Genomic DNA, 5,147 nt, shown 5'->3' on the forward strand with positions numbered 1-5,147 from the left:
GTAGGGAACGAAGCGGCTCAATATCGGCGCCCGCGCCCTCCCATTTGGCGCAGCTGCCGGCAATCGCCCTGGATGCATGGGCGGTGCCGACCACCAGCAGGTTGTTCTCCAGCGAGAGCGCGTGCAGGATCACCATCCGTGTGCCCGCCTGGATCTCTCCCTTCCCCTGATATGTCATATGGCGATGCTGTCCGATAGCCTTCAGCGCATACTCCGTCTCCAGCGCAATCTCGTCAACCGCATCCCCTATATTCGTCATGACCGTATATTTAAGCCCGAACGCTTTGGCCGCCGCGCAGCCGTGCCCGGTATCTTCCTGCTCCCCGCAGGGCTGGAACACGCCGAGCGTAATATATTCCTTGCCCTGCTCTGCGGTCAGCTCGTCCGTCGCACGCTGGCACAGGCCCGCAGCCGCCGCGCTGTCCACATCCCCGTTTATCGCGATCAGCAGCCCCTTGGCGCCCGATTCCAGAATATACGCTTTCAGAAAATCGACTCTCTTCCGTACTTCCGCTTCCGCATCAATCGCCGGCTTTACGCCGAGAGCGGCAATGATTTCTTCCTGTATGCTCAAGTGCAGCTCACTCACCTTCATCGGCATCATTTTTCTCAAAAATAATCCCGCAGCACCCAAAGGAACGGTGCGGCGGGACGGCATCGCGTATGAGATTCTTAAGCCTTATTGACAGTAACGATCGAATATTTCCTTCAGTTCATCCGCAATTTCCGCAGCCGAACGGTTCTCCACGCCTTGGAGCTCGATAAAATGCACCAGCTCCCCATCCTTCATCAGGGCGATCGAAGGCGAAGAGGGCGGGTAGGGAGCGAAATACTCGCGCGCTTTGGCGGTCGCTTCCTTCTCCTGGCCGGCGAAGACGGTGAACAACTGATCCGGCAGGACGTCATTCTTCAGCGCCTGGGCAACACCGGGACGGCATTGGCCGGCGGCGCACCCGCATACGGAGTTGACAACGACAAGCGAGGTTCCCTTGGCGTTAGGCAGCGCGGCCTCTACTTCTTCTGGAGTTTTCAGCTCCGTGAAGCCGATACTGGTCAGATCGTCGCGCATCGGTTGAATCGAATCCCTCATATAATGCTCAAAAGACATGGACATGGTTCAACACTCTCCTTTTCACCTGGGTTGTCAGATAACTTAATAGCGAAACTTACTAACTTTATTATACATTCCAACCCGATGAAAGCAAGCGCCCCCCGGCTTTGAAATCTTTAACAGACGGTCGATACCTTCTCCCGGCTCTCATATGGAAAGGAGACGGTAAAGACTGTCCCTGCACCCGGGCGGGAATCGACGGAAATCGAGCCGCCGTGCCGTTCGGCGATGCTGAGACAGAGCGGAAGGCCCAGTCCGGTTCCCTGCTCCTTCGTGGTGAAGAAAGGAACGAACAGCTTCTCCAGCTCTATATCCGACATTCCGCTGCCTGTATCCTTCACCAGCAGCTCCACCATTTCGCAGACACAGCGGGTCTCCAGCGTAAGCACACCCTTCGACTCCATCGCTTCCATGGCATTGCGGCCAAGGTTGAGCACAAGCTGCTTGATCTCTTTCGTATTCAGCCACAGCATGGGCAGGGAATCGCACAGCCTGAGCTCGACGCTCTGCCCGCGAAGATTCGCGTCGGCCCACAGCAGCGGAGCCAGTTCTTCAATTACATCGTGGAGATTGCTGTCCTCCTTCCCGGAGAGCCCGCTCTGCGCCAGCGACAGGAAGTCGTTAATAATGCTGTTGGCCCGGTCCAGCTCCTCCATGACAATCCGGTAGTAGGACTCCATATCCGAAGGACTTTTCTCTCTCATCAGCTGCAGGAAGCCGCGCACCACCGCCATCGGATTGCGGATTTCGTGAGTAATTCCCGCCGCCATCCGGCCCACCAGCGTCAAGCGCTCGACATGGTTCAACTCGCTTCGGATATTTTCTTCCTCCGTCATATCCTGGACGATCAGAACCATTCCTCCCTGCCGTCCCTCCTGTTCCTTCGGAACCAGAGGTGCGGCCAGAACATACAGGACTTTCCCCAGGCAGGCTACTTTCCCCGTAAACCCTTGTTTAAGGACAATACGGTCCAGCAGTTGCTTCAATTCCGGGTTATCGTTCAGCTTCAGCCTGTGCGCCAGGTCGGATAAGGTGCAGTCCAGAACTTCGCTCCTCGTGATATGCGGAATTTCCGTTTCCAGCTTTTTCAGCGACGCATCGTTAATATTGGTAATCCTGCCGTTATCATCAATGGAAATGACGCTTAGGGGCACCATATCGGTAATCTGCTGGAGAATGCCTATTTCCCGCTTGAAATTTTCCGACATCCTGGCGAGGCGCTCCTCATTCCCGCGCTTGTCCCAAGCCGATTCCAGCATGCGCACCCATACGCACCCGAGCAAGGGATTTACAAACAGCACAGAGAGAATGAGCACCATCTGGCTGTCCTGCAGACTGGAGAAATCCTTCCCGTCAAACAACGGTGTAAGCGCTATAAATAACATGCATGGCGCAAGCACGATCCACAGCATGATCATCTTCTCAATAGCGGTTCCAAGCTTGAACCTCGGGGCTATGCTAAACAGCAGCGGATACATCAATATACCGGAATCCAGCAGCACTTGCTCTGGCGCGACCGGATAGGAAAATACATAGGTACATACCGGCAGCATGACGGCAAGCAGGGCGCGGGCACGGATACTTCCGTACAACATGCCGATAAACGCGGGCAGTATGCCCCAGTTTACATAGATCATCCCGTACAGACTCCCGGACAGCATCGAGCAAAGGACAAGACTCAGCGCACAGGCCATCACGAGAAAAGCATGATCATCCAGGGACCAAAGACTTCTGCGACGCTCCATATGACCTTGATTCAGCTTCCACTGAAACAGCAATAAAAATGAGGAGGCCGTGGCAATTTGCAATAAAATATCTTTAACCGCAGTTGTAATTGTGATCACCGTCCGACTCGGTATATTGATCTGCTTACTTAGATTAATCCATACCCGGCTTGCTGACAATATGGAATGCACAAAAGTGCGAAACTGGCCCCGCCCGGGGCGGTAATGGTATGATGACCCTAGATTAACTGCCGCACCGCAATTTGCAAAAGGAGCTATTTCATGAGTGAGTATGATATCATCGTCATCGGCGGCGGACCTTCCGGTCTGATGGCAAGCGTGGCCGCTGCCGAACACGGAGCCTCCGTGCTGCTGATTGACAAGGGAACGAAGCTGGGCCGCAAGCTGGGCATCTCCGGCGGAGGCCGCTGCAATGTAACCAATATGAAGGATACCGCCGAGCTGATCGCCCATATTCCGGGCAACGGGCGTTTTTTGCACAGCGCGCTTCGGCATTTCGACAACCGTTCCATTGTCGCTTTTTTCGAAGAATTGGGAATCAGGTTAAAGGAAGAAGATAACGGTCGTATGTTCCCCGTTTCCGACAGAGCCTCCAGCGTCGTCTCCGCTCTGGTCGGCAAAGTAAAAAATCTCGGCGTTCAGATCATGACGGGCAGCCCCGTCCGCGAAGTGCTCTATGGGCCAGACCGTGTTCACGGCGTTCTGCTCGATTCCGGGAAGAAGCTGACGGCAAGGGCAGTCGTTATCGCGACCGGGGGCAAGTCGGTTCCGCATACCGGCTCCACCGGCGACGGCTACTCCTGGGCCGAGGCGGCGGGGCACACGATCACGGAGCTGTACCCGACGGAAGTGCCGATTGTATCGCGCGAGGACTGGATCAGGTCCGGAGAATTGCAAGGACTCTCCCTGCGCGACGTATCGCTCTCTGTCTGGAATGAAAAGGGCAAGCCCCTGATCTCCCACCGGGGAGACATGATCTTCACCCATTTCGGGCTGTCCGGTCCGATTGCGCTGCGCTGCAGCCAGTTTCTCCGGCAGGTGCAGCGGAAGACAGGGAAGGATTCCGTGGAGATGTCGGTTGATCTGTTCCCCGATTTGCGGCCGCATGAGATGGAAGCGAAGCTGCAAGACAAGCTGGAGGCAGAGCCGAAAAAAGCGATTCGCAACGCGCTGAAAGGACTGCTGCCAGAACGGCTCATTCCGCTCCTGCTCTCCAAGGCGGGAATCGACGGCGACCTTACGTGCCCTCACCTCTCCAAAAACGCCCACGCGGCGCTTGCTTCTCTTCTGAAGCGCATGCCGATTCTTGTCCATGGCACCCGTTCGCTGGAGGAAGCCTTTGTTACAGGGGGCGGCGTCCATTTAAAGGAGATCAATCCGGGAACGATGCAGTCCAGGCTGATGCCGGGTCTGTACTTCTGCGGTGAAATTCTGGATATACACGGATATACGGGCGGGTATAATATTACTGCGGCTTTCTCAACAGGGTATACGGCCGGAATGCATGCTGCCCTTAAGGAGGAATGATTCTCCCGAGTTCCCTGAGAACAACTCCCACTTACCCCGGAAATTTAATGATGAAACAGGAAATTCGCCGAAATTAACACCAGCGTGAACGCAGAGCACCCCCGCCGTTCACGCTGGTTATCGTTCTATGCGGATTTATCGGGCCAGGCGAAAAGCTGTAAACACTCTGGCCGCCATAATGCCGATCGCTGCTCCGGCGGGTATGAATACCGCAAGCCCCCACCAGCCGTACAGCAGTATTGAGGCGACCGCCGCGCACAATAGGGAAAAAGGAAGCAGGAGAATCGGAACTGCCAGACTTCCCGCATCCGCTTTCCGTTCTTTGGTGAACGGGAGCAAAGCGATAAATTCTTCACCGGCAAAGACTTTCCAGTAAGAGACCAGCCAGGAGGCCATCAAGAAGACCATCACAATACAGACTGCCCATTTCAGCATTCCCGGCACAATCAGAATCGCCGCCGCGCTCACCCCGGAGAACTGAAGATACAGCTTGAAATGCCCCGGATTACGTATAAACGCCTTAATGGAAGCGCCGGCCAACCGGCTTTCGGGAGAGCCAAAGCGCAGCAGGGTCTGGGATTTACGAAAGATCCATGGCTTATGCCGGGTCGGCCGCGGCTTGTCGATGACGCCTCTCAGCAGCAATCCGGCAATCTTCATCCGCTGCTTGAAGTCCTCGCGGACATCGCCAAGGAACGTACCGCGCAGGACAAGCCTTGCCCGCAGCCCGGCAGCCGCAACTGCCGCATAGACGGCGGCGGCCA

Annotated in this window: 5 protein-coding genes; 1 reads left to right on the forward strand and 4 read right to left on the reverse strand. The window is 55.7% G+C overall.

Annotation, left to right across the window (positions count from 1 at the left end; translation table 11 throughout):
• The 3 genes from L692_RS0125455 to L692_RS0125465 all read right to left on the reverse strand — a co-directional run.
• Window positions 1–574 (reverse strand): adenine nucleotide alpha hydrolase family protein (locus L692_RS0125455; protein ID WP_025702715.1); only part of this gene is annotated, 574 nt, incomplete at its 3' end.
• A 105-nt stretch (window positions 575–679) separates the two neighbouring features.
• Window positions 680–1,114 carry a BrxA/BrxB family bacilliredoxin gene (locus L692_RS0125460; RefSeq protein WP_025702716.1) on the reverse strand — a complete coding sequence of 145 codons (435 nt, stop codon included), beginning with the start codon at window positions 1,112–1,114 and terminating at the stop codon, window positions 680–682.
• 113 nt (window positions 1,115–1,227) lie between these two features.
• On the reverse strand, window positions 1,228–2,955 hold the full coding sequence (locus L692_RS0125465) for a two-component system sensor histidine kinase NtrB (RefSeq protein WP_156940591.1): 1,728 nt from the start codon (window positions 2,953–2,955) through the stop codon (window positions 1,228–1,230).
• Window positions 2,956–3,117: 162 nt separating this feature from the next.
• Here L692_RS0125465 and L692_RS0125470 point away from each other — a divergent pair, with 162 nt between their 5' ends.
• Window positions 3,118–4,383, forward strand: coding sequence for a BaiN/RdsA family NAD(P)/FAD-dependent oxidoreductase (locus L692_RS0125470; protein WP_025702718.1), 1,266 nt, complete (start codon window positions 3,118–3,120; stop codon window positions 4,381–4,383).
• 135 nt (window positions 4,384–4,518) lie between these two features.
• Here the strand turns inward: L692_RS0125470 and L692_RS30220 are convergent.
• Window positions 4,519–5,147 (reverse strand): ABC transporter permease (locus tag L692_RS30220; RefSeq protein ID WP_025702719.1); only part of this gene is annotated, 629 nt, incomplete at its 5' end.

This window comes from Paenibacillus forsythiae T98 (genome assembly GCF_000520735.1).
Taxonomy (GTDB): Bacteria; Bacillota; Bacilli; order Paenibacillales; family Paenibacillaceae; genus Paenibacillus_AQ; species Paenibacillus_AQ forsythiae.

Bases quoted from the DNA above. Each gene is read 5' to 3' on its own strand.
- L692_RS0125460 (WP_025702716.1), bottom strand. From the start codon at position 1,114: ATGTCCATGTCTTTTGAGCATTATATGAGGGATTCGATTCAACCGATG.
- L692_RS0125470 (WP_025702718.1), top strand. From the start codon at position 3,118: ATGAGTGAGTATGATATCATCGTCATCGGCGGCGGACCTTCCGGTCTG.